This is a genomic window from Rhodococcus sp. NPDC059234 (assembly GCF_042754225.1).
Classification (GTDB): domain Bacteria; phylum Actinomycetota; class Actinomycetes; order Mycobacteriales; family Mycobacteriaceae; genus Rhodococcus_G.
Genome location: NZ_JBHZAH010000002.1, coordinates 90,048 through 112,844 on the forward strand (window position 1 = coordinate 90,048; position 22,797 = coordinate 112,844).

Genomic DNA, 22,797 nt, shown 5'->3' on the forward strand with positions numbered 1-22,797 from the left:
GGTGTGTGACCGCAACCACTACGGAGGTGCGGATGCGCGGACTGGCGGCAATCTTCGCGACCGCCGGCTGCGAGGAGGTGCTCGTCACCGAGCCCGGGCGCGGTTGGATGGCCTCCGTGCTGCCCGGTGACACGCCCCAGGACGAGGTCGACGTCCTCGTCTTCGCGACCGATCCGGCCCTGCAATGGTCCGACGAGTACCTCGAGTGGGCAGACTCCCTCGAATCGCTGCTCACCGCCCGACCCGTCGCGGCCTGAGTGCGCATTGGGCGGCGTCAGCCGACCTGACGCTGCAAGATGAAGGAGTGGTGGCGGTTCAGAAGGTACTGATCGTAGAGGACGATGCCGATGTCCAGACCGCGCTCCGGCGCGGTCTGGAGCTTTCGGACTTCGTGGTGGTGACGGCCGCGGACGGGGCGGCCGCCCTGCACGCCGTGGACGAGCACGACCCGGACCTGGTCGTATTGGATCTCAACCTGCCGATCCTCGACGGGGTCGGCGTGGTGAGGGCGCTACGGGCGGTGAACAACGACGTACCGGTGTGCGTGCTCAGCGCGCGCAGTGCGGTCGACGACCGGATCGCGGGGCTCGAGGCCGGGGCCGACGACTACATGGTCAAACCGTTCGAGTTCGGCGAACTGGTCGCGCGGATTCGCGCGCTGCTGCGGCGCCGTCCGGAACCGGCCGCCACCTCCGACGAGGGAACGGTGAAGGTCGGGCCGGTCGCCGTCGACCTGCTCGGCCGCCGGGTCCAGGTCGACGGCACCGAGGTGCACCTGACCAAACGCGAGTTCGATCTCCTCGCCACGCTGGCCGAGAACCGCGGGATCGTGCTCAGTCGCGAGAGTCTGCTGCGGTCGGTCTGGGGGTACGACTTCGACACCGAGACCAACGTGGTGGACGTCTTCGTCAGCTACCTGCGTCGCAAGCTGGAGTTCGACGGCGCGCCCCGGGTGTTGCACACCGTGCGCGGCATCGGGTTCGTGCTGCGGGATCGATGACCGGGCGAGGGCGACCGGTGTCGCTGCGGCTGCGGGTGACCGCCGCCGCGGCGCTCGGCACCGCACTGGTCGTGCTGCTGCTCGGAGGCGTCGCGTGGGTCGGCATCGACCGGCAGGTCACCGCCCAGCTCGACAGCAAACTCGACTCGGTCACGCAGGTGGCGGCGGCGAACCTGACCAGTCTGCGGGTCCTGCAGGGACCGCTGCCCCCGCTGCCCCCGGGATATGCGGGCACGCTGCGCGCCGGCGGACTGATGCTCTCCTCGACCGATACGGAACTGCCCGCGTTCCCGGTCGGCTGGCACGACGCGTCGGTCGACGGCGTGCAGTACCGGGTGCGGACGGCCGAGGTGCTCAGCGGGCTCGGTGCCACGATCGCGATCGGCGCACCGACCGCCCCGGTCCGGGCGACAATCGACGGCCTGCACGGGTGGATGCTGATCATCGGCGCCGGCGCCGTGGTGGTCGCGGCCGCGCTGGGTTGGCTGTTCGCCGGGTTCGCGATACGACCGCTACGCCGGCTGGCCGAACAGACACGGCGCTTGGGCGTCGACCCCGCCGCGCCGCCGCCCCGGGTGTCGGGCGCGAAGGAGGCCGAGGAGCTCGCCGCGGCCCTGCGATCACTGCTCGACGCCAACGCGGCCGAGCGCGCCCGCACCGCGTCGGCCCTGGCGACCGCCCGCGACTTCGCGGCCGCCTCCGCCCACGAACTGCGGACACCGCTGACGGCGATGCGTACGAACCTCGAGGTGGCGACGACGCTGGATCTGCCGGCGGCCACGCGGCAGGAGATCCTCGACGACGCGCTCCGCACCGAACGACGGGCGGAGGCCACCCTGCGTGCGCTCGAACGGCTGGCCGCGGGCGAGCTGTCGTCCGAAGCGGACTTCGAGCAGGTCGACCTGGCCGAGCTCGTGGACCGGGCGGCGCAGGACGCGATCCGAACCCACCGCGGGGTGGACATTCGACTGGACGTTCCGCCGATCCTCACGATCACGGGGCTCCCCGCCGGCCTCCGGCTGGCGGTGGACAACGCCATCTCCAACGCGATCCGGCACGGCGGGGCCCGGGTGATCGAGGTCGCGGCACGCGCAGACGCGGACGCGGTTGTCGTCACCGTGACGGACGACGGCGCCGGCATACCCGTTGGCGAGCGCGATGTCGTGTTCGAGCGGTTCCGGCGCGGCACCGGGGCGGCGCCGGACGGTTCGGGCCTGGGGTTGGCGTTGATCCGGCAGCAGGCCGAGTTGCACGGGGGCGCGGCGTGGTTCGAGGACAGTCCGCTCGGCGGGGTCCGGCTGGTGCTGCGGCTTCCGCCGGCGATCGCGACGGGCGGCGCAAGGTAACGGCAGGGTCATCGACTCCCTACCACTTTCAACATATAGCGCACCCGGGGCCTTGCGGCAAGGCCCCGGTCGTGCTGCAGAATCGCCATCCGACGTCAGGACCAGGGAAGATGGGGGTTTCATGATCGACGTGATCATTGCCGGTGGCGGACCGACCGGCATGATGCTGGCGAGCGAACTGCGGCTGCACGGCGTCCACGTGCTCGTGCTGGACAGGGAGCCGGAGCCGACCAAGGTCGTCCGCTCGCTGGGCCTGCACGTGCGCAGCATCGAGGTGATGGACCAGCGCGGGCTGCTGGAACGCTTCCTCGCCCACGGCAAGCGGTACGAGGTGGGCGGGTTTTTCGCCGGCATCGACATGCCGTGGCCGGACCGGCTGGACACCGCGCACGGGTACGTCCTCGGCATCCCGCAGACCGTCACCGATCGCCTGCTGACCGAGCACGCCACCGAGCTCGGTGCGGAGATCCGGCGCGGCTGCGAACTGGTCGGGCTGAGCCAGGACGGCGACGGCGTGACCGCCGAGCTGGCCGACGGGTCGCGGCTGCGCTCGCGCTGGCTCGTCGGCTGCGACGGCGGTCGCAGCACGGTACGCAAGCTGCTCGGCATCGGTTTCCCCGGCGAGCCCACCAGGGTCGAGACGCTGCTGGGCGAGATGGAGCTCACCGCGGCGCCGGAGGAGGTGGCGGCCGTGGTGTCCGAGGTCCGCAAGACCCAGAAGCGCTTCGGTGCGGGCCTCCTCGGGGACGGGGTGTATCGCGTCATCGTGCCCGCCGACGGGGTGGCGGAGGACCGCACGCTCCCGCCGACCCTCGAGGAGTTCACGCGGCAGCTGCGGGCGTTCGCGGGAACCGACTTCGGCGTGCACTCGCCGAGCTGGCTGTCCCGCTTCGGTGACGCCACACGGCTGGCCGAGCGCTACCGGACGGGCCGGGTGCTGCTCGCCGGCGACGCGGCGCACATCCATCCGCCGACCGGCGGCCAGGGGCTGAACCTCGGCATCCAGGATGCATTCAACCTGGGCTGGAAACTGGCTGCCGCGGTGGGCGACTGGGCGCCGGACGGCTTGCTGGACAGCTACGAGACCGAACGGCGCCCGGTGGCCGCCGCCGTGCTGGACAACACCCGCGCGCAGATGGAGCTGCTGTCCACCGAGCCGGGTCCCCAGGCGGTGCGCCGACTGCTGACGGAGCTGATGGACTTCGAGGACGTGAATCGGTACCTGATCGAGAAGATCACCGCGATCGGGATCCGGTACGACTTCGGCGACGGGCACGATCTGCTCGGCCGGCGGCTGCGGGACGTGCGGCTCGGGCGGGGGCGCCTCTACGAGCTGATGCGCGGTGGCCGCGGTCTGCTGCTCGACCAGACCGGCCGGCTGTCGGTGACGGGGTGGGCCGATCGGGTCGACCACGTCGTCGACGTCGGCGAGGAACTCGACGTGCCGGCAGCTCTGTTGCGGCCGGACGGCCACGTGGCGTGGGTCGGTGACGATCAGCGGGATCTGCTCGCCGCGCTGCCGACGTGGTTCGGTGCTGCCGTCGACTGAGCGAGCAGTTGTGGCGAGCACATCGTGACGGACTCGCCCGGAGCCGACGTCACGGGCGACGGGCACGTCCGCGGCGGAGTAACGTCCGATTCGGGCGCTCGAAGCGAGGCACGCGTCATCGAGGTGACGGGCGATGGACTGGTTTGCCACGGGAGGTAGCTGGCTCGGCCGCTGGCTCTTCACGGAGGGCCTGGCGGTGCTGTACGCGGTCGCATTCCTCTGTGCGGCGAACCAGTTTCGCGCGCTGCTCGGGACGAACGGCCTGCTCCCCATCCCCCGGTACCTCCGAGGCACGCGGTTCCGGCGGTCGCCCAGCCTCTTCCACCTGCACTACTCCGACCGATTCTTCGCCGCGGTCGCGTGGACCGGCGCCGGGTTGGCCGTCCTCACGGCAGCGGGACTGACGGCGCGGCTTCCCCTCGGACTGTGCATGCTCGTGTGGTTCGCGATGTGGCTGCTGTACCTGTCGATCGTCAACGTCGGGCAGAGCTGGTACGCCTTCGGCTGGGAGTCGCTGCTGCTCGAGGCCGGGTTCCTCGCCGTCTTCCTGGGCAACTCGGCCACCGAGGCGCCGCTGGCGGTGATGATCGCGCTGCGGTGGCTGCTGTTCCGGCTCGAGTTCGGCGCCGGGCTGATCAAGATGCGCGGTGACCGCTGCTGGCGGAACCTGACCTGCCTCTACTACCACCACGAGACGCAGCCCATGCCCGGACCGTTGAGCTGGTACTTCCACCACCTGCCCGGGCCTCTGCACCGGGTCGAGGCGGCGGGCAACCACGTGACCCAGTTGGTCGTGCCGTTCCTGTTGTTCGCGCCACAGCCGATCGCCGGGGCGGCGGCGGGCCTGATGATCGTGACCCAACTCTGGCTGGTCGCGAGCGGCAACTTCTCCTGGCTCAACTGGGTTGCCATCGTGCTGGCCACGTCGGTGCTGCCGGAGCCGTTCCTCGAACGAGTCCTGCCGGTGGCGGCGCCCGACACGTCGCCCGGGCCGCCCGCATTCGCCGTCTCGGTCGCGGCGCTCACCGTGGCGGTCGTGGTGCTCAGCTACTGGCCGGTGCGCAACCTGCTCGGGCGCCGGCAGTTGATGAACGCGTCGTTCAACCGGTGGCACCTGGTCAACACGTACGGCGCGTTCGGCAGCATCACCCGGGTGCGGATGGAGGTCGTGATCGAGGGCACGACGGACACCGTTCCCGGTCCGCAATCACGGTGGCTGGAGTACGAATTCAAGGGCAAGCCGGGTGACCCGCGGCGTCGTCCGCGGCAGTTCGCCCCGTACCACCTGCGGTTGGACTGGCTGATGTGGTTCGCGGCGATCTCGCCGAGCTACGCGGACACCTGGTTCCTCGCGTTCGTCAGCAAACTGCTCGACAACGACCGCGCCACACTGAAGCTGCTGCGGCACAACCCGTTCGACGACGAACCGCCGACCTTCGTGCGCGCCCGCATGTACGAGTACCACTTCACGGACTGGCGCGCCCGGCGCGCCACCGGGGCCTGGTGGGAGCGGGAGTTGGTCTCCGAATTCCTCAGACCGGTCACCCTGGGCCGCGCCGAGCATCGCTGAAACGGTCGGCCAGTAGGCTCGGGTACGTGTCGACGGCAGAATCCTCGGGCGTCCGCCTGGACAGTTGGGTGTGGTCGGTCCGCCTCTTCAAGACCCGATCCGCGGCGGCGTCCGCGTGCCGGGCCGGTCACGTGCGCGTCAACGGGACGCCGGCAAAGCCCGCGCAACTCCTGCGGGTCGACGACGAGGTCCGCGTCCGCGTCGCCGGGACGGAGCGGATCGTCGTCGTCGCCCGGCTGATCAGGAAACGGGTCGGGGCACCCGAGGCCGCGCTGTGCCTGATCGACCGGACTCCCCCGCCACCACCGCGCGAGGTACTGCTCGCTCTCCCACAACGAGACCGCGGTTCGGGCCGACCCACGAAACGTGAACGGCGCGAACTGAATCGGCTCCGAGGATTCAACGAAGACTAGCTAACCAAACTCGCAGACTTTGCTTGCTCATTCCCGGTGTCCGATCACGATCGCCGTGCCATGCTTCCCCGGATCCGGCGGCGCTCGCCTCGGATCCGGAGCGATGTGAGGGTGAATTGATGGTCAGTCGGTTAGCGCGGCGCGGTGCGGTGCGGGTTCGTCGGTCGATGGGAATCGCGGCGGCGGTCGGGATGGCGGCAGTCGCGGCTCTCGGGACGGGCGCGGGCACCGCCGCAGCGGACGGTCTCGTTCTCGGATGTTCCACCACGAACGACCATTCGACGTGCAGGTACGACAGCATCGGCACCGAGCAGGAGTACGTCCTCGTCGTGCCCGGCGGGGTGCGGTCGGTCACGGTGACCGCGGTCGGCGGAACCGGCGGCGGTCTGCAGGGTGGCCGCGGCGGGTCGGTGGTGACCGAGCTTCCCGTGACGCCAGGACAGAAGCTCTACCTCCTGGTCGACAGCGGCCGGGGCGGCGGACTCGCTGCGGGCGGCGGGTTCTCCTCCGTCGCAACGAAGTCGATCAAGAGCGACCGCCAGCAGGCACTGCTCTCGCGGTTGGTCGTCGCGCCGGGCGGCGGCGCAGGCAGCATCGCCGGCGCGGGTGGAGACGCGGCAACCCCCGCGCCCGGACCCGGTGGCGGCCAGGCGGGTTCGTCCGTCGCGGGTGGTGCCGCCGGCGTCGGCGGCGCGGGCGGTGTCCTCGGAGCCGGCGGGTTCGGCGGTCCGCTGGGCAGCGGTGGCGGCGGCGGATACTTCGGTGGTGGCGGCGGCAACCTCGGTGGTGGCGGCGGTTCCTTCCTGGTGCCGGCCGGCGGTACCAGTGCGCTGGCCGCCCGCGGGGCCTTCGCGAGCGTGCAGGTCGACATGGAGTCGGGAGTGGCGCAGTCGGGGAGCTCGGGCAGCGCGGAGGGCACCGGGAGTGCGGGCAGCTCGGGCGGCAGCGGCAGCGCGGGAAGCTCGGGCGGTAGTGGCAGTCTCGGAGGTCCCGCATCCTGAGGATGTGAGACCGCGGCGATACAGGTAGCTCAATGTACCCATATGGGCACGGTGAACATGGCATGCTTCCAGCGGCCGGTGGTGACCGCCCCGGATCCAATGAGACTCTGCGAGGTTGGTTGATGCAAGGGCGTAGGAAGTCGGCAGGCTCGACACGGGTGCGACGCACGGTCGGATTTGCCGCGACGGTGGGCATGACGGCAGCCGTTGCGGCTGCGATGACCGGCGGGGCGGGAGTCGCATCGGCCAATCAGATCGCGGGCTGCACCCAGGCGGGACTCCTCGTCAACTGCAAGTTCAACATCAAGGGTGAGTACGCCTTCGACATCCCGGCCGGTGTGACCTCGATCAAGGTGACCGCGACCGGTGAGAGCGGAAAGTCCGGCGTCGGCTACGGCGGACTCGGCGGTCTCGTCACCGCCGACGTGCCCGTCAAGCCCGGATCGAAGCTCTACGTCAACGTGGGTCAGGCCGGCGGCACGGGCGTGACCAGCGGCGGCGGCTTCTCCGGAGTCGGCACCGAGTCGATCAAGACGGACCGGGACAAGGGCATGCAGGCGAGCCTGCTGATCGCTCCCGGCGGTGGCGGCGGCAGCCTCGGCCCCGGCGGTGACGCGGGCAAGGACGCCGCGGGTGCCGCGGGCGGCAAGGCGGGCACCGCGACCGCAGGCGGCGCCGGCGGTTCCGGTTCGCCCGCCGGCGGTGCCGGTGTGCGCGGGACCGGTGGCACGGGTGTGGACACCGGTGCCGGCGGCGGCGCGGGCTACTTCGGTGGCGGCGGCGGTGCCCTGGCCGGCGGCGGCGGCGGCGGATCGTTCCTGATCCCCGAGGGCGGCACGGACCGCCTCGCCGCACGGGACGACGAGGCCAAGGTGCTGATCCAGTTCACCTCGCTGGCCCCGATCATCCCGATTCCGGGACTCGGAGACCTCGCCGGCAGCTCGGACCTGAGCGGCCTGCCGTCGCTCGGCTCCAGCTGAGCTGTACAGCCGAACCGAACACACGAGGCCCGTACCGATATCTCGTCGGTACGGGCCTCGTCTCGTGTTTGCGATCAGGCGGCGGTGATCGCCAGGCCGATCGTGCCGCTCTTGCCTCGGCGCAGCAGGCTGCCCTTCATCGTGAGCCAGCCCAACAGTCCGTACTTGCGGGCGATCGCGTCGCGGGCGTGATCGGTGGCACCCGCGTCGAGCAGGACGGCGGTCGCGTCGACGGCGTCGCCCTTCTGGTTCCCGCGGACGTCGCAGGCCGCGACCGTCACCCGTGGGGAACGCCGGATCCGCTTCACCTTCCACGAGTCGGTGACCGTCCACATCAGCAGACGGTCCCCGTCGAGTGCGGCCCACAGTGGGGTGGGGACTCCGGTGCCGTCCTTCCGGAAGGTGGTCAGCAGGACGTACTTTGCGGCGCCTATGTCGCGCAACGAGGTGGCCATGACGGACAGGATACGAGTCAGCGGCCCGTGCAGGGATCACCTCGGTACGACGGATCCAACGCGGTCTTGACGATGTGCCCGACGGTCGGCGACGTCGGCAGCGTGCCGTGATCGAAAAGGTCGCCGGCACACAGGTCCTGAATCCAGACGTTGTTCACGGACGCACCGGGACCCGCGGTCAGGAAGGTCGCCTCGGGTGGGGTCGAGACCGTGTCCTTGCGGCTGGCCGCGACGGCGTAGGCGATACCCGGCACGGTGTCTCCCCAGTCGTTCACCGCGGTGACCACGGGGCCGCCGCGCCGACCCTCAGCGCGGCGACGGCCGCGACTAGGGTCCCGGCACGGAGGGCCCTACGTTCGCGTGTGCTTGCCATGCCCGCGACCGTAATAGTCCGAATGGTCTGTTATGCCGGCGTCGGGCCGGTCACTCGCCCTCCAGTTCGCCCTCGGTCTCGAGATAGACCTGTCGCAGCCCGTCCAGGGTGTGCTGCTCCGGCTGCTCCCACATGTCGCGTTCGGCGGCCTCGAGCAGGCGTTCCGCGATCCCGTGCAGGGCCCAGGGATTGGATTCCGTCATGAACTTGCGGTTCTGCTCGTCCAACACGTACGTCTCGGCGAGCTTCTCGTACATCCAGTCCGCGACGACATTGGTGGTCGCGTCGTAGCCGAACAGGTAGTCCACGGTCGCGGCCATCTCGAAGGCGCCCTTGTAGCCGTGCCGGCGCATCGCCTCGAGCCAGCGCGGGTTCACCACCCGCGCGCGGAACACCCGGGCGGTCTCCTCGGACAGGGTGCGGGTGCGGACGGCCTCGGGACGGGTGCTGTCGCCGATGTACGCCTCCGGCGACTTGCCGGTCAGCGCGCGGACCGTGGCGACCATGCCGCCGTGGTACTGGAAGTAGTCGTCGGAGTCGGCGATGTCGTGTTCACGGGTGTCGGTGTTCTTGGCGGCCACCGCGATTCGACGGTACGCGGTGCGCATGTCGTCGGAGGCGGGCGCGCCGTCGAGACCGCGACCGTACGCGTAGCCACCCCAGGTGGTGTAGACCTCGGCGAGGTCGGCGTCGTTGCGCCAGCTCTTCGAGTCGATCAGCTGCAGCAGGCCGGCGCCGTAGGTGCCGGGCTTCGAGCCGAAGATCCGGGTGGTGGACCGACGCTCGTCGCCGTGCTCGGCGAGGTCGGCCTGCGCGTGCGCCCGGACGTAGTTGGCGTCGGCGGGCTCGTCGAGGGCCGCGACCATCCGGACCGCGTCGTCGAGCAGCGCCAGCACGTGCGGGAATGCGTCCCGGAAGAATCCGCTGATCCGGACGGTCACGTCCACCCGGGGCCGGCCGAGTTCCTCGAGTGAGATCACCTCGAGGGTCGTCACTCGGCGCGACGCCTCGTCCCACACCGGCCGGACGCCCAGCAGGGCGAAGACCTCCGCGATGTCGTCGCCGGAGGTGCGCATCGCCGACGTTCCCCAGACCGACAGCCCGACCGATCGCGGGTACTCGCCATGATCAGCCAGGTAGCGGGCCAGCAACGACTCGGCCATCGCCTGTCCGGTCTCCCAGGCCAGCCGCGAGGGCACCGCCTTCGGATCCACCGAGTAGAAGTTCCGGCCCGTCGGCAGCACGTTGACCAGACCGCGCAACGGCGAGCCGCTCGGCCCGGCCGCGATGAACCGGCCGTCGAGGGCGCGCAGCACCTGGTCGATCTCGCCCGCGGTCTGCCGCAGCCGCGGAACCACCTCGGCCGCAGCGAACTCCAGCACCGCGACCACCTGCTCGCCGTGCGCGCCGCCGATACGTGCTGCGGCGGCCGGATCCCAGTCCGCGGCCTGCAGCGCGGCGACGAGTCCGTGCGCGATCTCCTCGACGGCGTCGACCCGGGCGCGTTCCTCGTCGCCGGCCTCGCTGAGCCCCAACGCCTCCCGCAGGCCGGGCACGGTGCGCTCGCCGCCCCACATCTGCCGGGCACGCAGGATCGCCAGCACGAGCTCGACCTCGGCGTCGCCCTCGGGTGCCTGTCCGAGCACGTGCAGCCCGTCGCGGATCTGCACGTCCTTGATCTCGCACAGCCAGCCGTCGACGTGCAGCAGCATGTCGTCGAACACGTCCTCCTCGGGACGCTCGGCCAGGCCCAGGTCGTGGTCCATCTTCGCCGCCCGCATCAGCGTCCAGATCTGCTGGCGGATCGCGGGCAGCTTCGACGGGTCGAGCGCCGAGATGTTCGAGTGTTCGTCGAGCAGCTGTTCGAGTCGCGAAATGTCGCCGTAGCTCTCGGCGCGCGCCATCGGCGGTATCAGGTGGTCGACCAGGGTGGCGTGGGCGCGGCGCTTGGCCTGGGTGCCCTCGCCCGGGTCGTTCACCAGGAACGGGTAGATCAGCGGGAGCTCGCCGAGCGCCGCGTCGGTGCCGCAGGACGCGGACATGCCGAGCGTCTTGCCCGGCAGCCACTCCAGGTTCCCGTGCTTGCCGAGGTGCACGATCGCGTCCGCTCCGAAGCCGCCCTCGTCCTGACGGGCGGCCAGCCAACGGTAGGCGGCCAGGTAGTGATGGCTGGGCGGCAGATCGGGGTCGTGATAGATCGCAACGGGGTTCTCGCCGAAGCCGCGGGGCGGCTGCACCATCAGCACCACGTTGCCGACCTGCATCGCGGCGATGACGATCTCGCCGTCGGAATCGGACGAGCGGTCCACGTACAGCTCGCCCGGCGCCGCGCCCCAGTGCTGCTCGACACCCTCACGCAGGTCGTCGGGCAGCCCGGCGAACCACTGCCGGTAGCGGGCGGCCGAGATGCGGATCGGGTTGCCCTCCAACTGTTCCGCGGTCAGCCAGTCCGGGTCCTGGCCGCCGGCCGCGATGAGCGCGTGGATCAGCGCGTCGCCGTCCCCGGCCGCAAGCCCGGGCAGGGCGTCGTCACCGTCGACCGGACCGAGGTCGTATCCGGCGGCGCGCATCTGCGTGAGCAGCGCGATCGCGCTGGCCGGGGTGTCCAGGCCGACGGCGTTGCCGATGCGGGCGTGCTTGGTGGGGTAGGCGGAGAGCATCAGCGCGATCCGCTTCTCCGCGAGCGGGATGTGCCGCAGCCGGGCGTGCCGTACCGCGATGCCCGCGACCCGGGCCGCCCGCTCGGGGTCGGGCACGTACGCGGTGAGGCCGTCGGCGTCGATCTCCTTGAACGAGAACGGAACCGTGATCAGCCGGCCGTCGAACTCGGGCACCGCGACCTGCGTCGCGACGTCCATCGGCGAGAGGCCGTCGTCGTTGGACTCCCACGCCTCGCGGCTGCTGGTCAGGCACAGGCCCTGCAGGATCGGCACGTCGAGCGCGGCGAGTTCGGTGACGTCCCAGGCCTCGTCGTCCTCCCCCGCCGACGCGCCCGCGGGCTTGGTGCCGCCCGCCGCGAGGACGGTCACGACCATCGCGTCGACCGTGCCGAGGGTCGCCAGCAGCTCGGGCTCAGCGGTGCGCAGCGACGCGCAGAAGATGGGCAGGGCGTTGGCGCCCGCGGCCTCGATCGCGCTGCACAGCGCCTCGACGTACTCGGTGTTACCGGCCAGGTGCTGGGCGCGGTAGTAGAGCACCGCGATGGTGGGACCGTCGACCTGGGCGCTGTCGCGCCCGAGGTGCCCCCAGGTGGGGGTGCGCACCGGCGGCTCGAACCCGTACCCGGTGAGCAACACGGTGTCGGTGAGGAAGTGGTGCAGCTCGAGCAGGTTCTGCGGGCCGCCCTCGGCCAGGTACGAATGCGCCTCCGCGGACACGCCGCCGGGGACCGTCGAGAGTTCCATCAGCTCGGCGTCCGGGGCGAGCTCGCCGCCGAGCACCACCGTCGGCAGGCCGGCGGCGAGGACGGCGTCGAGCCCATCCTCCCAGGCGCGGCGCCCGCCGAGGATGCGGACGACCACCAGCTCGACCTCCTCGAGCAGGCCGGGCAGGTCGTCGATCAGCAGCCGGGACGGGTTCGCCCAGCGGTACTGCGCGCCACTGGCACGGGCGCTGAGCAGGTCGGTGTCGGACGTCGAGAGCAACAGGATCACGGTGAGGCCTCCTCGGGGTTTCGCGCCCCATACGGTTCGGGACGGCAGCGGCGGAGGGTCTGGCTCCCCGTGCCCGCAGCGGCGGGCGGTCGGGTGACAGTGGCGCGACCGCACCGGACTTCCACCGGTTTCCTCTCGAGCTGCCGCAAGCGCCGCTGATGCTACCGGTGCCGCGACGTAGCCTGGAGACGATGTCCGCAGAACCGAACACACCCGACCGTTCCCGCCCCGACGCGTGCCCCGGCGCCCTCGCCGTGCACCAGGCCGCCGACGGCGCGTTGTCCCGTGTGCGCCTGCCCGGCGGGTTCCTCGCGCCCGGTCAACTGCAGTCCCTGGCGGAGGCCGCCGACGACCTCGGCAACGGCGAGCTCGAGCTGACCTCCCGCGGCAACGTCCAGTTCCGCGCGGTGACCGACCCGCAGGCGCTCGCCGGCCGGCTCGCCACGGCCGGCCTGCTGCCCTCGCCGACGCACGAGCGGGTCCGCAACATCGTCGCCACTCCCCTGTCGGGCCGCATCGGCGGACTGGTCGACGTCCGGGACTGGGTGCGCGGGCTCGACCGCGGCCTGTGCGCGGACCCGGCCCTCGCCGACCTGCCGGGGCGAGTGCTGTTCAGCCTCGACGACGGTCGCGGCGACGTCTCCGGCCTGTCCGCGGACCTCGGCCTGCACGCCGTCTCCGCGGACCGGGTGGCGCTGGTGCTGGCAGGGCGCGACAGCGGCGTCCGGATCGACGCGGCCGACGGTGTCGGGGCGCTGCTGGCGGCCGCGCGCGCCCTGCTCGAGATCCGCGACCGCCAGTGGCGACTGCACGAGATCGACGGCGGCCCCGAGCGTGTCCTGGACCGGCTCGGGCTCCGCCCGGAACAGGACCCCGTCACGCTGTCGGCGCCCGACGCGGGCCCGGTCGGCTGGCTCGACCACGGTGACGGCGCCGTCACCCTCGCCGCCGGCGTCCGGTTCGGCACCCTGCCGACTCGGACGGCACAGTTCCTCGCCGCGGTGGAGAAGCCGATCGTGGTGACGCCGTGGAAGTCCGTGCTGCTGTGCGACCTGGACGAATGGACGGCCGAACAGGTGGTCCGGGTGCTCGCCCCGATGGGACTGATCTTCGACGCGAACTCGCCGTGGCTGGAGGTCAGCGCCTGCACCGGGCGCCCCGGATGCGCCAAGTCGCTGGCCGACGTGCGCACCGACGCGAGTGCAGCCGTCGACTCCGGGGAACTGCCCGCGCAGGGGCGTCAACACTGGTCCGGTTGCGAGCGGCGGTGCGGGCGCCCGCGCGGCGAGGTGACCGATGTGGTGGCCACGGGCGAGGGTTACCGGGTGGAACAGGGTCACGGCTGACCCCACTATCGTGGTGGCCATGACCGACTACATCCGCGACGGAGCCGAGATCTACCGTCAGTCCTTTGCCACGATCCGCGCGGAGGCCGATCTGTCCCGGTTCCCGGCGGACGTGTCGCAGACGGTAGTGCGGATGATCCACGCGTGCGGTCAGGTCGACCTGGTCGACGACGTGGCGTTCAGCCCCGGCGTGGTGTCGGCGGCGCGCTCCGCGCTGCGCTCGGGTGCGCCGATCTTCTGCGACGCGACGATGGTCGCGTCGGGCGTCACGCGTCGGCGCCTGCCCGCGAACAACGACGTCGTCTGCCTGCTCGGTGACCCCCGCGTGCCGGTGATCGCGGAGAAGCTCGAGAACACCCGGTCCGCCGCCGCACTCGAGCTGTGGGGCCCGAAGCTGGAGGGCGCGGTGGTCGCGATCGGCAATGCGCCGACCGCACTGTTCCACCTGCTGGACATGATCGACCAGGGCGCGCCGAAGCCGGCGGCGATCGTCGGCTGCCCGGTCGGGTTCATCGGTGCGGCCGAGTCCAAGGAGGACCTGATCGCGCGCGCAGGCGACATCGACTTCCTGGTGGTCCGCGGCAGGCGCGGCGGCAGCGCCATCACCGCGGCCGCCCTCAACGCCATCGCCAGCGAGGTCGAGTGATGGCGAACGCAGCGACCAGCCCGCGCTCCGCCGGCGGCAAGCTCTGGGGCATCGGGCTCGGGCCCGGCGATCCGGAACTCGTCACCGTCAAGGCCGCGCGGATCATCGCCGAGGCCGACGTCGTCGCCTTCCACAGCGCCCGGCACGGCCGCAGCATCTCCCGGGCCGTCGCCGCGCCGTACATGCGTGAGGGCCAGCTCGAGGAACACCTCGTCTACCCGGTGACCACCGAGACGGTCGACCACCCGGGCGGCTACCAGGGCGCCATCGACGAGTTCTACGTCGCGGCCGCCGAACGTCTCGCCGCGCACCTCGCGGCGGGTCGGAGCGTCGCGCTGCTCGCCGCCGGTGACCCGCTGTTCTACAGCTCCTACATGCACATGCACAAGAGGCTGTGCGAGCGCTTCGACGCCGAGGTGATCCCCGGGGTCACCTCGATCAGCGCGGCCTCCGCCGCGCTCGGCGTGCCGTTGGTCGAGCGCGACGAGGTCCTCACCGTGCTGCCCGGCACCCTGCCGGTCGCGGAGTTGACCCGCCGACTGCGCGAGACCGACTCCGCCGCGATCCTCAAGCTCGGCCGCACCTTCCCCGCCGTGCGCCAGGCGCTCTCGGACTCCGGTCGGCTGGCCGAGGCCAGCTACGTCGAGCGGGCCAGCACCGACAGGCAGCGGGTGATCGCGGCCGCCGACGTCGACGAGTCCGAGGTGCCGTACTTCTCCATCGCGCTGGTGCCCAGCCCCTCGAACAATGCCGCGGCGCAGCACGTTTCGTCCGACGAGGTGGCCGGGGCGAGCGAGGTGACGGGGCATGTCACCGTGGTGGGCCTCGGCCCCGGTGACGACGCCTGGACGACCGCCGAGGTGCGCGAGGAACTCGCCCGCGCCACGGACATCGTCGGCTACACCACCTACGTCAACCGGGTGCCCGAGCGCGCGGGACAGCACCGGCACGCCAGCGACAACAAGGTCGAGTCCGAGCGTGCCGCGATGGCGCTGGACCTCGCCAAGCGCGGGGCCCGGGTGGTCGTGGTGTCCTCCGGGGATCCGGGCGTGTTCGCGATGGCCGCCGCGGTGATCGAGATGGCCGCCGAGCCCCAGTGGTCGGAGGTGCCGGTGCGGGTGCTGCCGGGCATGACCGCGGCCAACGCGGTCGCCAGCCGGGTCGGCGCACCGCTCGGGCACGACTACGCGATGATCTCGCTCTCCGATCGGCTCAAGCCCTGGGACGTCGTGGCCAAGCGGATCTCCGCGGTCGCGGCGGCCGACATGGCGATCGCCGTGTACAACCCGGCGTCGAAGAGCCGGACCTGGCAGGTCGGCGCCATGAAGGAACTGCTGCTCGAGCACCGCACCCCGCAGACCCCGGTGATCGTGGGCCGGGACGTCGCGGGACCCGAGGAGAGCGTGCGGATCGTGCCGCTCGGTGAACTCGAACCGTCCGAGATCGACATGCGCACCCTGCTGATCGTCGGATCCTCGCTGACCACGGTGGTCGAGAGCGGCGGCGAGCGCAAGGTGTTCACGCCGCGGCGGTACCCGGCCTGAGACACCAGACGATCCGGGCCCCGCCCGGATCGTCGTCAGTGCTCGTCGTAGTGGTCGCCGTGCTCGGCGTGCCGGTGCCCCTCGTGGATGTAGTCGACGTGGTCACCGTGCGGTACTGCCACGTGCCCACACGCTTCACCGTGGTGGTGTTCGTGAGCGCCGTGCACGGAGTGCCCCGGATTTTCGCACTCGTCGACGTGGTCGCCGTGCACCCGATGCAGGTGACCCTCGTGCACGTAGTCGACATGGTCACCGTGCGGCACGGCGACGTGGCCGCACCCGGGTCCGTGGACATGGTCGTGATCGGTGTGCGGGTGGTGCTCGGATTCCGTCACCTGAGTCTCCTCACCAGCTCGGTCCGCCCCTCTTCTCCGAAGCTAGCCCAGCGGTGACGGCCGTCACAACCGGAACCCGACCGGAAGATTCGGAAAAGATCTGCCGCCGATGTCGAATCCGGTCGGGACCGATCGACGTACGGGTAGAGGCGGGAACGAACCCGCCCGACACCAACCCGACAACGAGGAGTCGTCATGCCCCGCTACCTGTCCCTCATCCACGTCGACGAGCGCACCGCCCCCGCCGACGGACCGAGCCCGGAACTGATGGAACGCATGGGCACCCTGCTCGAGGAGGTGACCAAGGCCGGCGTGATGCTCGAGACCCAGGGCCTGACGCCCAGCTCGGAGGGCACGAAGATCACCTGGTCCGGCGGCGAGCTCAGCTACACCGACGGGCCGTTCACCGAGACCAAGGAGGTCATCGGCGGCTACGCCATCATGCAGTGCAAGGACAAGGCCGAGGCCCTCGAGTGGTCGCGCCGATTCCTGCAGGTCCACGAGGACTACTGGACCGTCACACTCGAACTGCGCCAGATCGCCGACGAGTGAAGTCCCGGAAGGTAGGGACAGCAGTCCCTTCCGATCGGCACACAGCGTTCGACACCGTGTGTCGGTGACCATCGAGCAGACGAGGACGGGCCACGCAATGATCGACGCGCTGCCCACGCAGCAGCAGCACGTGCTGCTGCTGCGCCTCGTCCGCGGGCTGTCGGCCGACGAGACCGCGCGAATCCTGCTGACCAGCCCGCTGTCCGTGGTCCGTGCGCAGCACGCCGCGCTCAACGGATTGCGACGACAGATCGCGCGGCCGACGACCGCGCGACCTTGACCGGGCATCCGCGGACTGCTGTCATCGGACCTGTGGAGTCGTACACGGTGGACGAGACGATCGAGACGGTGTTCCGGATCGAATCGCCACGGGTCATTGCCGCCGCCGCCCGGATCGTCCGCGACGTCGGCCGCGCCGAGGAACTGGCGCAGGACGCCCTCGTCGCCGCGCTCGAGCAGTGGCCGCACACCGGGATTCCCGACCGGCCGGGCGCGTGGCTGATCGCCACCGTCCGGAACCGCGCCGTCGACGTGGTCCGGCGGGATCAGACGTACGCCCGCAAACTCGTCGAGATCGGCCGCGGCCTCGAGCCCACGCCAGCACCCGAACTGCCGGCCGACACCGACGACATCGACGACGACCTGCTCAGGTTGATCTTCGTCGCCTGCCACCCGGTCCTGTCGACCCCGGCCCGGATCGCGCTGACCCTGCGCCTGCTCGGCGGCCTCACCACCGCGGAGATCGCCCGTGCCGTGCTCGCGCCCGAATCGACGGTCGCGCAGCGGATCGTGCGGGCCAAACGGACCCTGGCGGCCCGGCAGGTGCCGTTCGAGGTGCCCGTCGGCCCCGACCGGGCCGCTCGGCTGTCGTCGGTGCTCGAGGTGGTCTACCTGATCTTCAACGAGGGTTACTCGGCGACCGCAGGCGACGACCTGCTTCGCCCCGGCCTGTGCGAGGACGCGCTGCGCCTCGCGCGGGTGCTTTCGGCGCTCATGCCCGACGAACCCGAGGTGCACGGCCTGCTCGCGTTGCTCTACCTGCAGGCGTCGCGAACCGGCGCCCGCGTCGATGCCGACGGCACGCCGGTGCTGCTCGCCGACCAGGACCGCGGCCGGTGGAACCGGATGCTCGTCCGGCTCGGCATGGAATCGCTGCAGCGCGCGGGACTTCGCGGCCACGGGCGGGTCGGACCCTATTCGGTGCAGGCGGCGATCGCGGCCTGTCATGCCCGCGCGGCCCGCTACGAGGACACCGACTGGGCGACCATCACCGCCCTCTACGACCGGCTGCTCGAGTCGACCCCGTCACCCGTGGTGGCGTTGAATCGCGCGGTGGCCGTGTCGATGGCGCGGGGTCCGGCGGTCGCCCTCGAGATCGTCGACGACCTCGCCGACGAACCGGCACTGCGCGACTACCACCTGCTGCCCAGTGTCCGCGGCGACCTGCTGTCGCGACTCGGACGCGACGGCGACGCCCGCGCCGAGTTCGAGCGGGCAGCGGCGCTGACGCGCAATGCCCGCGAACGCGAGCTGCTGCTCCGGCGGGCGCAGCGAGAATGACCGGGTGCGGCAACAGCTTCGCCGCCTCGGCGCCGGCCGCGGGTCATTGCCGCGTTTGGCCCCGCACCCAGTCGGCCGCGGCCGCGACGTCGGCGGTGACGGTGACCCCGACCGGTACCGGCGGCCGCTGCACCATCAGCACCGGCAGGCCGAGTTCGCGGGCGGCGGTCAGCTTCGCCTCGGTCAGCGGGCCACCGCTGTTCTTCGTCACCAGTACCTCGACGGAATGCTCTCGCATCAGCGACATTTCGGCGCCGACGTCGAACGGACCGCGGTCGAGCAGCAGCGTCGCCCTGGCCGGCATCGCACCGTCCGGCGGGTCGATGGCCCGGACGAGGAACCACGCATCCACCCCGGCGAACCGGTCGACCCCCTGGCGCCCGATGGTGAGGAACACCCGTGAGCCCAGTTCAGGCAGCGCGGCGGCAGCGTCGTCGAGGGAGTCGACCTCGGTCCACCGGTCCCCCGGGATCGGCGTCCACGCGGCCCGGCGCAGCACCGCCAGCGGCACTCCCAGCGCCCGAGTCGCCGCGACGGCGTTGCCGGTGATGCGCGCGGCGAACGGATGCGTGGCATCGACGACGACGTCGATCCGGTTGTCCCGCAGCCAGTCCCGCAACCCGTCCGCGCCGCCGAACCCGCCGATCCGGACCTCGCCCCCGGGCAGCCGGGGCTCGCGCACGCGACCCGCGAGCGACGACACGACCTCGACGTCGGGCTCGGTGGACAGTCCGGCGGCCAGCGCGCGACCCTCAGCAGTACCGCCGAGAACCAGCAACCGGGTCATCAGTGGGTGGTACGACGCCGGGTCGAGGAGTACAGGTAGCTGTCCGGGAATCCCGCGGCGCTGAGCACGCGGCCGACGACGATGACCGCCGTCTTGGTCACCCCGGCCTCGTGTACCTGCGCCGCAATCGAATCCACGGTGCCGCGCAGCACGATCTCGTCCGGCCGGCTGGCGAACGCGACCACCGCGGCCGGGCAGTCGCCCCCGTACGGTCCGCGCAGCTCCAGGGCGACCTGGTCGATGCGGTGCGCCGCCAGGTGGATCACCAGCGTCGCCCCGCTCGCGCCGAGCGTCGCGAGGTCCTCGCCCTCGGGCATCGCCGTCGACAGCGTCGACACCCGGGTCAGGACGATGGACTGCGACACCCCGGGGACGGTGAGTTCGCGGCCGAGGGTGGCCGCCGCGGCCGCGAACGCCGGCACGCCCGGCACGATCTCGTACCCGACGCCCGCCTCGTCGAGCCGGCGCACCTGCTCGGCGACGGCGCTGTAGATCGACGGGTCGCCCGAGTGCAGCCGCGCGACGTCCCTGCCCGCACGGTCCGCGGACACCAGCAGGTCGGTGATCTCGTCGAGGCTCAGTCGCGCGGTGTCGACGATCTGCGCGCCGTCCGGGCACAGGTCCAGCAACTCGGCGGGCACCAGGCTGCCCGCGTACAGGCAGACCGGGCTCTCCCCGAGGATCCGCGCGCCGCGCACGGTGATGAGGTCGGCGGCGCCGGGGCCGGCGCCGATGAAACGGACGGTCACCTGTCGTTCTCCTTCGTCACGATCCACTGCGCGACCGGCAGGTGCGGTCGCCATGCGGTGAAGCCGCCGAGGGCGGCGCCGCGGTAGATCTGGAACTTGCGCAGCTCGCCGCCGTGCCGGCCGTGCCATTGCAGCAGCAGCGACTCCGACTCGGCGGTGACGGCGTTGACGACCATCCGCCCGCCGGCCTCGAGCGCGGCCCAGCAGGCGTCGAACACGCCGGGGGCGGTGACGCCGCCGCCGAGGAAGATCGCGGCGGGCCTCGGAGCGTCGGCGAGCGAGCCGGGTGCGGCGCCGCGCACGTCGAGCGCCGGGACCCCGAGCCGCAGCGCGTTCTCGGCAATCCGGTCGCGACGTTGCGGGTCGCGTTCGAAACTCACGGCGCGACAGGTCGGGTCGGTGCGCATCCACTCGATCGCGATGCTGCCCGAGCCGCCGCCGACGTCCCACAGCAGTTCGCCCGGCTCCGGTGCCAGTGCGGCGACCGTCAAGGCCCGCACCTCCCGCTTGGTCAGCTGCCCGTCGGAGGCGAACGCGTCGTCGGGCAGTCCGGGAATCCTGGTGTGGCGCACCGCGCCCGGACTGCGCCTGCAGTACAGGGCGAGCAGGTTCAGCCGGTCGCCCGGGGCGCGCGTCCACCCGGTCGCCCGACCGCGGAAGCCCGCCTCGGCGGGGCCGCCGAGCTGCTCGAGCACGGTGATCTCGGTGTCGCCGAATCCGGAGTCGCGCAGCAGTTCCGCGACCAGGGCGGGCGTGTGTTCGTCGCGGCTGAGCACCAGCATCCGGCGACCGTGCGACAACTCGGGGATCAGGGTCGTCGGCGGCGCCGTCACCAGCGACACCACGGGCGTCTCGTGCAGCGCCCAGCCCAGCCGCGCACACGCCAACGACGCCGACGACGGCTGCGCGAGCACGCGCACCCGCGCGGCTCCGAGCAGCCGGATCAGGGTCACCCCGATGCCGTGGAACATCGGGTCGCCGCTGGCCAGCACGCAGATGCGGTGCCCGGCGTGCTCGGCGAGCAGTCCGGGCAGCGCCGGCGCGAGCGGCGACGGCCACGACACCCGGCGGGCGTCGCCGGTGGGTACCAGGTCGAGTTGGCGGGGCGATCCCATCAGCACGTCCGCCCCGATGACGGCGCGGCGCGCGTTCGGCGACAACCCGTCCCAGCCGTCCGCACCGATGCCGACCACGACGATCGGTCCGCTCATCGGGGCATCCGCCGCCAGATCCGTTGCGGGAGCATGCGCATCACGACGGATGCCGACCACAGCAGGCCGGGCACCCAGACCCGCTCGCGCCTCTTGCCGAGCGCCGCGACCACCGCGGCGGCGACCTGTCCGGGTGTCGAGGACATCGGTGCCGGGCTCATGCCCTCGGTCATCCGGCCGGTCACGAAGCCGGGCCGCACCAGCAGCAGCGAGACCCCGCTGCCGTGCAGGGCGTCGCCGAGGCCGCTCGCGAATCCGTCGAGGCCTGCCTTCGCCGAGCCGTACACGTAGTTCGCGCGCCGCACCCGGACCCCGGCGATGGAGGAGAACACCACGATGCGGCCGGTGCCCTGGGCGCGCAGCAGCTGCGCGAGGTGGGTGAGCACGCTGACCTGCGCGACGTAGTCGGTGTGGACGACGTTGACCGCGTGCTGGGCGTCCGTCTCCGCGCGGGCCTGGTCGCCCAGGATTCCGAACGCGAGCACGACCACGTCGATCGGTCCGAGTTCGACGATCGTGGACAGGACCCGGCCGTGGTCGGCGAGGTGGTCCGCGTCGAACTCGACGGTCTGCACCGAGGTGGCGCCGGCGGCGAGCACCGCGGCCCGCTCGTCGGCGAGTTCGTCGCTGCGCCGGGCGGCGAGGATCACCGGCTTTCCGGGCGCGAGTCTGGTGGCGACCTCGAGTCCTATCTCGCTGCGGCCACCGAGCACGACTACCGATCCGACACTCATGACATCAAGTGTCCTCGACTAGCGTCGGGTCATGGCCCGCACCCCCTTCAATCCCGCCGAGTTGCCGACGGACGCGCTCGACTTCCTCGCCGACCGTCACCTGGCGTCGCTGACCACACTGCGCCGCGACGGCACCCCGCACGTGGTGGCGGTCGGGTTCACCTGGGACTCGGACCGCCAGTTGGCGCGGGTGATCACCAACGGCGGTTCGCAGAAGGCGCTCAACGCGGCGCGCGGCGGGTACGCGGCGCTCACCCAGATCGACGGGGCGCGGTGGCTGACGCTCGAGGGGCCGGCCCGGGTCAGCGACGACCCGGACGAGGTGGCGGAGGCGGTGGCCCGCTACGCCCGCCGGTACCGGCAGCCGCGGGAGAATCCGACCCGCGTGGTCATCGAGGTCAGCGTGCATCGGGCGCTCGGGCTGGCGACCCTGCTCGGCCGCTGACACCCGGGCGAATTCGGTCCGTGCCCCTCGACTAAGCCCCGGCCTCGGCGATACCGTGAGGTGGGTCGCGGGGAATTCAACCGAGGAGCAGCCATGGGCGCTCGACGCACCACCCTTCGGATTCTGACGCTCGCCGTGCCTGCGGCTGCCGCCCTCGTGGTGGCGGCGCCGGGGCAGGCACTGCCGCCGCACCCGTTCGGGCCGCCGGCGCTGACCATCGGGTGCCCCAACCAGGGCAGCCTGATGTCGCTGACCGGCGCGACCGGCCAGTCCGGGCCCGAGCCCGGGATCAATCCCGGGGAGATCAGGTTCCAGACCTTCCCCGCCGCGCCGCCGATCCCGGCCGCCGGGCAGGTCACCGTCGCGTGGGTCAACTTCGACACCGGGCAGACGGGGATCGCGAATCTCGAGGGCACCTACCCGTACCTGTCGAAGACGGTGTACACCGGTCACGGCAACGTGATGGCGTCATTGTTCGGGTCGATCAACCTCGGCAGCATGCCGCTGTGCCAGGCGAACCCGACCTTCGGCAACTTCATCGCCTGACA

General features: G+C 71.7%; 24 protein-coding genes and 1 riboswitch. Of the genes, 16 read left to right on the plus strand and 8 right to left on the minus strand.

Annotated features, from left to right (window positions below; genetic code table 11):
• Positions 1-5: 5 nt before the first annotated feature.
• The 8 genes from ACFXGJ_RS00850 to ACFXGJ_RS00885 all read left to right on the plus strand — a co-directional run bounded on the left by ACFXGJ_RS00850 (position 6) and on the right by ACFXGJ_RS00885 (position 7,859).
• The gene (locus ACFXGJ_RS00850; RefSeq protein WP_378615478.1) at positions 6-257 is read left to right on the plus strand and encodes a hypothetical protein; all 252 of its coding nucleotides are present in this window, start codon (positions 6-8) and stop codon (positions 255-257) included.
• Between the two features lie 47 nt (positions 258-304).
• Positions 305-1,000 carry a response regulator transcription factor gene (locus tag ACFXGJ_RS00855; RefSeq protein WP_378615480.1) on the plus strand — a complete coding sequence of 232 codons (696 nt, stop codon included), beginning with the start codon at positions 305-307 and terminating at the stop codon, positions 998-1,000.
• Positions 997-2,346 (plus strand): sensor histidine kinase, encoded by a 1,350-nt coding sequence (locus tag ACFXGJ_RS00860; RefSeq protein ID WP_378615482.1) that lies wholly within the window; start codon positions 997-999, stop codon positions 2,344-2,346. Before ACFXGJ_RS00855 ends, ACFXGJ_RS00860 begins: the two co-directional genes overlap by 4 nt.
• Positions 2,347-2,467: 121 nt before the next feature.
• Positions 2,468-3,895: a rifampin monooxygenase gene (gene rox, locus ACFXGJ_RS00865; RefSeq protein ID WP_378615484.1), complete on the plus strand. Its 1,428-nt coding sequence runs from the start codon at positions 2,468-2,470 to the stop codon at positions 3,893-3,895.
• 133 nt (positions 3,896-4,028) lie between these two features.
• Positions 4,029-5,465, plus strand: a complete 1,437-nt coding sequence (locus ACFXGJ_RS00870; RefSeq protein ID WP_378615486.1) for a lipase maturation factor family protein — start codon at positions 4,029-4,031, stop codon at positions 5,463-5,465.
• A gap of 26 nt (positions 5,466-5,491) precedes the next feature.
• A complete protein-coding gene (locus ACFXGJ_RS00875; RefSeq protein ID WP_378615488.1) occupies positions 5,492-5,878 on the plus strand; it encodes an RNA-binding S4 domain-containing protein in 387 nt (128 codons plus the stop codon).
• A 119-nt stretch (positions 5,879-5,997) separates the two neighbouring features.
• Complete coding sequence (locus ACFXGJ_RS00880; protein WP_378615490.1) at positions 5,998-6,879, plus strand: hypothetical protein; 882 nt, start codon at positions 5,998-6,000, stop codon at positions 6,877-6,879.
• A gap of 194 nt (positions 6,880-7,073) precedes the next feature.
• Positions 7,074-7,859 carry a hypothetical protein gene (locus ACFXGJ_RS00885; RefSeq protein ID WP_378615492.1) on the plus strand — a complete coding sequence of 262 codons (786 nt, stop codon included), beginning with the start codon at positions 7,074-7,076 and terminating at the stop codon, positions 7,857-7,859.
• A gap of 74 nt (positions 7,860-7,933) precedes the next feature.
• On the opposite strand, the gene ACFXGJ_RS00890 is transcribed toward ACFXGJ_RS00885, so the two are convergent.
• The 3 genes from ACFXGJ_RS00890 to cobN form a co-directional block, all read right to left on the minus strand.
• Positions 7,934-8,314 (minus strand): PPOX class F420-dependent oxidoreductase, encoded by a 381-nt coding sequence (locus ACFXGJ_RS00890; RefSeq protein ID WP_378615494.1) that lies wholly within the window; start codon positions 8,312-8,314, stop codon positions 7,934-7,936.
• A gap of 17 nt (positions 8,315-8,331) precedes the next feature.
• Entirely contained in the window at positions 8,332-8,589 is a 258-nt protein-coding gene (locus tag ACFXGJ_RS00895; RefSeq protein ID WP_378615496.1) for a hypothetical protein, read from the minus strand.
• A gap of 148 nt (positions 8,590-8,737) precedes the next feature.
• A complete protein-coding gene (gene cobN / locus ACFXGJ_RS00900; RefSeq protein ID WP_378615498.1) occupies positions 8,738-12,340 on the minus strand; it encodes a cobaltochelatase subunit CobN in 3,603 nt (1,200 codons plus the stop codon).
• Between the two features lie 57 nt (positions 12,341-12,397).
• Positions 12,398-12,473, minus strand: a riboswitch (cobalamin riboswitch).
• A 58-nt stretch (positions 12,474-12,531) separates the two neighbouring features.
• Between cobN and cobG the strand changes: the two genes are divergently transcribed.
• Genes cobG through cobJ form a run of 3 tightly spaced genes read left to right on the plus strand, consistent with a single transcriptional unit; the run spans position 12,532 to position 15,876 of the window.
• On the plus strand, positions 12,532-13,686 hold the full coding sequence (gene cobG, locus ACFXGJ_RS00905; RefSeq protein WP_378615500.1) for a precorrin-3B synthase: 1,155 nt from the start codon (positions 12,532-12,534) through the stop codon (positions 13,684-13,686).
• Positions 13,687-13,705: 19 nt separating this feature from the next.
• A complete protein-coding gene (locus tag ACFXGJ_RS00910) occupies positions 13,706-14,332 on the plus strand; it encodes a precorrin-8X methylmutase (protein WP_378615502.1) in 627 nt (208 codons plus the stop codon).
• Positions 14,332-15,876: a precorrin-3B C(17)-methyltransferase gene (gene cobJ / locus ACFXGJ_RS00915; RefSeq protein WP_378615504.1), complete on the plus strand. Its 1,545-nt coding sequence runs from the start codon at positions 14,332-14,334 to the stop codon at positions 15,874-15,876. The genes ACFXGJ_RS00910 and cobJ overlap by 1 nt, the downstream gene beginning before the upstream one ends.
• Positions 15,877-15,911: 35 nt before the next feature.
• Here cobJ and ACFXGJ_RS00920 read toward each other — a convergent pair whose 3' ends face one another.
• Positions 15,912-16,211 carry a hypothetical protein gene (locus ACFXGJ_RS00920; RefSeq protein ID WP_378615506.1) on the minus strand — a complete coding sequence of 100 codons (300 nt, stop codon included), beginning with the start codon at positions 16,209-16,211 and terminating at the stop codon, positions 15,912-15,914.
• Positions 16,212-16,406: 195 nt separating this feature from the next.
• Between ACFXGJ_RS00920 and ACFXGJ_RS00925 the strand changes: the two genes are divergently transcribed.
• The 3 genes from ACFXGJ_RS00925 to ACFXGJ_RS00935 all read left to right on the plus strand — a co-directional run bounded on the left by ACFXGJ_RS00925 (position 16,407) and on the right by ACFXGJ_RS00935 (position 18,323).
• The gene (locus ACFXGJ_RS00925; protein ID WP_378615508.1) at positions 16,407-16,763 is read left to right on the plus strand and encodes a YciI family protein; all 357 of its coding nucleotides are present in this window, start codon (positions 16,407-16,409) and stop codon (positions 16,761-16,763) included.
• A gap of 64 nt (positions 16,764-16,827) precedes the next feature.
• Entirely contained in the window at positions 16,828-17,043 is a 216-nt protein-coding gene (locus ACFXGJ_RS00930) for a sigma factor-like helix-turn-helix DNA-binding protein (RefSeq protein WP_378615510.1), read from the plus strand.
• A gap of 32 nt (positions 17,044-17,075) precedes the next feature.
• Entirely contained in the window at positions 17,076-18,323 is a 1,248-nt protein-coding gene (locus tag ACFXGJ_RS00935; RefSeq protein ID WP_378615512.1) for an RNA polymerase sigma factor, read from the plus strand.
• Positions 18,324-18,366: 43 nt separating this feature from the next.
• Here the strand turns inward: ACFXGJ_RS00935 and ACFXGJ_RS00940 are convergent, their stop codons facing one another.
• Genes ACFXGJ_RS00940 through ACFXGJ_RS00955 form a run of 4 tightly spaced genes read right to left on the minus strand, consistent with a single transcriptional unit; the run spans position 18,367 to position 21,804 of the window.
• On the minus strand, positions 18,367-19,110 hold the full coding sequence (locus tag ACFXGJ_RS00940; RefSeq protein ID WP_378615514.1) for a cobalt-precorrin-6A reductase: 744 nt from the start codon (positions 19,108-19,110) through the stop codon (positions 18,367-18,369).
• Positions 19,110-19,859: a precorrin-4 C(11)-methyltransferase gene (gene cobM, locus ACFXGJ_RS00945; protein ID WP_378615516.1), complete on the minus strand. Its 750-nt coding sequence runs from the start codon at positions 19,857-19,859 to the stop codon at positions 19,110-19,112. The genes ACFXGJ_RS00940 and cobM overlap by 1 nt, the downstream gene beginning before the upstream one ends.
• The gene (cbiE, locus tag ACFXGJ_RS00950) at positions 19,856-21,070 is read right to left on the minus strand and encodes a precorrin-6y C5,15-methyltransferase (decarboxylating) subunit CbiE (protein WP_378615518.1); all 1,215 of its coding nucleotides are present in this window, start codon (positions 21,068-21,070) and stop codon (positions 19,856-19,858) included. Before cbiE ends, cobM begins: the two co-directional genes overlap by 4 nt.
• The gene (locus ACFXGJ_RS00955; RefSeq protein WP_378615520.1) at positions 21,067-21,804 is read right to left on the minus strand and encodes an SDR family NAD(P)-dependent oxidoreductase; all 738 of its coding nucleotides are present in this window, start codon (positions 21,802-21,804) and stop codon (positions 21,067-21,069) included. Before ACFXGJ_RS00955 ends, cbiE begins: the two co-directional genes overlap by 4 nt.
• Positions 21,805-21,835: 31 nt before the next feature.
• Here ACFXGJ_RS00955 and ACFXGJ_RS00960 point away from each other — a divergent pair, with 31 nt between their 5' ends.
• Both ACFXGJ_RS00960 and ACFXGJ_RS00965 read left to right on the plus strand, forming a co-directional pair.
• A complete protein-coding gene (locus tag ACFXGJ_RS00960; RefSeq protein WP_378615522.1) occupies positions 21,836-22,249 on the plus strand; it encodes a PPOX class F420-dependent oxidoreductase in 414 nt (137 codons plus the stop codon).
• Positions 22,250-22,342: 93 nt separating this feature from the next.
• Positions 22,343-22,795 carry a hypothetical protein gene (locus tag ACFXGJ_RS00965; RefSeq protein WP_378615524.1) on the plus strand — a complete coding sequence of 151 codons (453 nt, stop codon included), beginning with the start codon at positions 22,343-22,345 and terminating at the stop codon, positions 22,793-22,795.
• Positions 22,796-22,797 lie beyond the last annotated feature (2 nt).